Below are 4,616 nucleotides of genomic sequence, written 5' to 3'. Positions count from 1 at the left end.
CGGCGCGCGGTTCCCGCCGCTGGCGATAGTCTGGAATGCCTGCGCCACTTCAATTGGCGTCAGGTTCAACGCCCCCAGCAGCATGGCCGGAACCGGGTTAAGCTGATCTTTCGGCGCCCCCAGCTTCAACCAGGTATCGGTTACAGCAGGCAGGCCCAGCGCCATCCCCAGATTTACCGTTGGCACGTTCATTGAACGCGTTAACGCATCCACCAGCATCACTTTACCGCTTTCGCTATAGCGACGGTCATCGTTCTGCGGTGACCACACCTGGCCGTTCGGCTGACGCAGTGCAATCGGCGCGTCGGCAATCCAGGTATTCAGGCGGTACAACTTCGGCTGGCTGAGCGCGGTCAGATAGGTCGCAGGCTTGGCCAGAGAACCAATCGAACGACGCGCCTGCATCGCACGGTTATAGCCCGCAAACTGCGGTTCTGCTCCGCCGACCATGGCGCGAACTTCGCCGCTAAAGCGGTCAACAACCACAATCGCGGTTTCCAGATCGCTCAGCTTACGCTGTTTCTTCAGTACCGGAATGCCTTCCACCGCCGCTTTTTCTGCGGCGTCCTGCGCCACGGAATCAAAGGTGGTGAAAATCTTCACGCCGGAGAGATCTTTAACTTTATCGCCCAGCTTCGCCTGGAGCTCCTGACGCACCATCTGCATAAAGGCAGGCTGCGGGGAGATCACCCCACCACGCGGCTGTACGCCTAACGGACGCGCGCTCAGCATGTCATACAGATCCTGGTCGATAATCTGCTGCTGTTGCAGCAAACGCAGAACCAGGTTACGACGCTCCAGCGCCAGTTTCGGGTTACGCCACGGGTTGTAGATCGACGCCCCTTTAACCATCCCCACCAGCAGCGCCTGCTGGTCGAGGCTCAGCTCTTCTACCGGACGACCGAAATAATAGAGGCTCGCCAGCGGGAAGCCGCGAATCTCGTTATCACCGCTTTGGCCGAGATAAACTTCGTTCATGTACAGCTCAAGAATGCGGTCTTTGCTGTAACGCGCATCCATGATCAGCGCCATATAGGCTTCGTTGGCCTTACGCCAGTAGGAACGTTCGCTGGACAGGAACAGGTTTTTCACCAGCTGCTGAGTCAGCGTACTGGCCCCCTGTACCGTACGACCAGCTGTCAGGTTCGCCAGCACCGCACGGCCAATGGAATAGAGACTGATACCGTCATGCTCATAGAAATGACGATCTTCGGTCGCCAGCAGCGTGTCCACCAGCAGATCCGGGAAGCCGCTACGCGGAACAAACAGGCGCTGCTCACCGTTAGGTGAAGAGAGCATGGTGATCAGACGCGGATCGAGACGGAAGAAACCGAACTGGCGGTTGTTATCCATATTCTCGATGGTGTCCAGATGATCGCCGTCAAAGGTCAGACGCGCACGCACCTGCCCTTCTTTGCTGTCCGGGAAATCAAACGGACGGCGAATCATCTCGATGCTCTTCGCCTGCACGGTAAATTCGCCCGGACGCGTCATCTTCGTCACCTGACGATACTGCGTGGCCTCCAGCAGCTTCACCATCTCGTTTTTGCCGATAGGCATTTCTGGCTCAAGGTTAACCATACGGCCATAAACTGCCGCAGGAAGCTGCCAGACTTTGCCATCAATACGGCTACGGATTTTTTGGTCCAGATAAACGCCGTAAATGGCAATCAGCACCAAAAAGACAATCGACAGTTTTACCAGCAGCCAGAACCAGCCGCGCTTACCACGAGGCTTACGCCCTTTGCCTTTACCCTTACGCGGCATCGGTTCTTCATCCTCATAGTCATCATCATCATAATCGTCGTCATACTCTTCATCTCTGAGTTGACGACGGCTCACCTTTTGTTTCACCGGACGCGAGGGTTTCCCTTTACGTCCAATTGGCTCGCGGTCATTCCCCGCCATGCTTTTTCTCCGCAACATTCAGGCGCAAGGGCCCGATTCTCTGTTCTTCCGTCCTGCGACAGAAGAAGAAATCTCTCAATTATTACCGCTCTTTCGCCGGATGCGGCATAACGCCTTATCCGGCCTACAGTTACATTACGAATACTTTTTGGTGCGCCGCGTTGGCGCGGTATTCGCCGGATCGTCCGGCCAGACATGTTTGGGATAACGCCCTTTCATCTCTTTTTGCACCTCACGGTACGATCCCTGCCAGAACGCGCTCAGATCGCTCGTCACCTGTAGCGGTCTTTGGGCCGGAGACAGCAGCTCCAGCACCAGCGGCACGCGCCCCTGGGCAATGGTTGGAGTCTTTGCTTCACCAAACATTTCCTGCATCCGAACCGCCAATACTGGAGGATTATCCTCATGATAGCGAATGGCAATCCGGCTTCCCGTCGGCACAGTGTAATGCGCAGGCAGCTCACTATCCAGACGTTGCAACATTGACCAGTCCAGTAAACCGCGCAACGCCTGTCCTACATTGAGTGCTTTTAATGCGCGTAACGAGTGCACACCGCTCATGTGCGGCAGCAGCCAGGTCTCCAGCGACGCCAGCAGAGAATCCTCATCTACCGCGGGCCAGTCGTATTCTGGCAACCAGTTTGCCGCACATTGCAGACGCAGTCGAAACTGCTCGGCTTCCGGCGTCCAGTTGAGCACACTTAGCCCTTTATCGCGAATGCCATTCAACATCGCCTGATGCAACTCCTCTTCCGAGGGTTTGGCCAATGGCTGTACTTTTACCGTGAGCTGACCAATGCGCGACCGACGCAATGCCTTTAACGTTCCCTGGGTTTCATCCCATTCGATGGTGTCGGACTGTTGCAGCAGCTCAGGACATGCCTGCATCAGCGACTCGATATCCAGCGGCAGAGCCAGCAAAATACGCGCGTCTGGCGAAGCGCTGCCCTGCAACAAAAGTGGCGCTATCAGCCATTCATGGCGTCCTGAAGCATCATCGGCATCCAGCATAGCGCCCATGCCATTCGCCAGCTGATAGCGCCCTTCCTGCCCGCGTCGACGCGCGATCCGATCGGCAAACGCCCGCGCTAGCAATGAGGGGAGCAGCGTGCTGTCGGGCTGCCCGCTGCTAACGTTAAGCCGTTTCAGCAACTGTTGACTGCGCTGCTGCCAGGCGGGCTGATTTCGTGAAAACGCCACGGTCAGATCGGTACTTCCACCGCGCGGCGGCTCTTCCAGAATCGCGGCCAGTTTTGCCGCCGTAGCCGCTTCGGTATTATTTTTGGCACCGACCAGCATCGCCGCTAAACGAGGATCGTTACCCAATGCCGCCATTTTCTGCCCGCGGGCACTGAGCCTGTCGCCCTCAAGCGCGCCCAGCATCTGCAACAGCCGTTTTGCCGCCTGCAGGTTGATGGCGGGCGGCGTATCCAGCCAGTTCAGTTGCTCAGGTTCGGTACATCCCCATTGCAGCAGCTCCATCAGTAGCCCGGACAGATCGCTCTGCAATATCTCCGCTTCCCCCTGCGCTGCCGCTCTTTCTGCCTGCTCTTTGGCAAGCAGATGCAGGCAAATACCGGGCTCCAGACGACCCGCACGTCCCGCGCGCTGAGTCATCGAAGCCTGACTGATGCGCTGGGTAATCAGTCGCGTCAGACCGGTACGCACGTCATAGCGTGCCACGCGTTCCTGGGCGCAGTCCACCACCAGTCGGATGCCTTCGATCGTCAAGCTGGTTTCAGCAATATTGGTGGCCAGCACCACTTTGCGTTTGCCTTGCGGCGCGGGCACAATCGCCTGACGCTGCTCGGAAAGCGTTAACGCGCCGTACAGTGGACACAGCACAACATCGCTGCCTACACGCGTAGCCAGCTGCTCCTGTACACGCAGGATTTCGCCCACACCCGGTAAAAATAGCAGCAGTGACCCGCTTTCATGGCGCAATAGCTCCGCCGTCGCTATCGCCACCGCTTCATCAAAACGCAAATGCGCCGCCAACGGCAGATACCGCCGCTCAACGGGAAATGCGCGGCCTTCAGAAACGATCGTCGGCGCATCGGGCAACATCTGCTGCAAACGCCCGTTATCCAGAGTGGCGGACATAATCAACAGTTTCAGATCGTCCCGCAGCCCTTGCTGCACATCCAGCAATAGCGCCAGCGCCAGATCAGCCTGTAAACTCCGTTCGTGAAATTCGTCGAGGATCACCAGCCCGACGCCTGTCAGTTCAGGATCGCGTTGGATCATCCGCGTCAGGACGCCCTCTGTTACCACTTCCAGCCGGGTCTGCGGCCCTACGCAACTTTGTGCGCGCATGCGATAGCCCACTGTTTCACCAGGCTTTTCGTTCAACAATTCCGCTAATCGTTGCGCCACATTGCGCGCTGCCAGGCGGCGCGGTTCCAGCAAAATAATCCGCCCCGTAATACCGCGATGCTCAAGAAGTCGCAATGGCAGCCAGGTCGATTTCCCGGCACCGGTCGGCGCCGTCAGCAGAACCTGCGGCGAGGCATCAAGGGCGGTAAGCAGTTCAGGCACTACGGCAGCAACGGGCAACAACGTCACAAATGGCTCCAGAGGGTTAACATTCTTCGCGCTGCATTGTAGCATCGCGTTAATTCATAACCGAGTATCCATCATGTCTGAGCCAAAAAGGCTGTTCTTTGCGATTGAATTGCCAGCCGGGGTTCGGGAGCAGCTAATCCACT

General features: G+C 57.4%; 2 protein-coding genes and 1 pseudogene. 1 reads left to right on the top strand and 2 read right to left on the bottom strand.

Translation table 11 applies throughout. The features are described from left to right. A partial coding sequence (gene mrcB, locus FDW94_RS11260) for a bifunctional glycosyl transferase/transpeptidase (RefSeq protein ID WP_249358440.1) occupies window positions 1–1,908 on the bottom strand: 1,908 nt, incomplete at its 3' end. Window positions 1,909–2,043: 135 nt separating this feature from the next. Then, window positions 2,044–4,473 carry an ATP-dependent helicase HrpB gene (gene hrpB, locus FDW94_RS11255; protein WP_170974235.1) on the bottom strand — a complete coding sequence of 810 codons (2,430 nt, stop codon included), beginning with the start codon at window positions 4,471–4,473 and terminating at the stop codon, window positions 2,044–2,046. 73 nt (window positions 4,474–4,546) lie between these two features. Here hrpB and FDW94_RS24140 point away from each other — a divergent pair. Continuing rightward, window positions 4,547–4,616 (top strand): annotated as a pseudogene (locus tag FDW94_RS24140) (RNA 2',3'-cyclic phosphodiesterase); the annotation flags it as partial.

Source organism: Citrobacter sp. wls757 (assembly GCF_005280935.1).
Lineage (GTDB): Bacteria > Pseudomonadota > Gammaproteobacteria > Enterobacterales > Enterobacteriaceae > Citrobacter > Citrobacter portucalensis.
Note: the sequence above shows the minus strand (reverse complement) of the source record. Positions and strands in the feature narration are given on the sequence as shown.